Genomic DNA, 252 nt, shown 5'->3' with positions numbered 1-252 from the left:
TTGCCAATGCGATTCAGAACTACCAGAAGGCTTGGAGCAACTATCGCAAGATTGGGCATGGAATTCCGACTTTTCACAAAAAACGCAGCGACTGGTCATACCAAACCAACTGTCAATATCCTAAGCAAAAAGAAGCTTTTCTTGATAACGGGACGGCTAGGTTTATTGATGCTAAGCATATTAAATTGCCTAAGCTAGGAATTGTCCGCATTGCCGGCTTTAGAAAGCTAATCAAAGAGCGTCTGGTTAATC

At 42.5% G+C, this 252-nt stretch carries 1 pseudogene; it reads left to right on the top strand.

Annotated elements, in window-relative coordinates:
- Positions 1–252 (top strand): annotated as a pseudogene (locus CP357_RS10065) (RNA-guided endonuclease TnpB family protein); the annotation flags it as partial.

It is taken from the genome of Lactobacillus sp. UMNPBX6 (genome assembly GCF_002553975.1).
Taxonomy (GTDB): Bacteria; Bacillota; Bacilli; order Lactobacillales; family Lactobacillaceae; genus Lactobacillus; species Lactobacillus gallinarum.
This window is presented reverse-complemented; position numbering and strand designations above follow the sequence as displayed.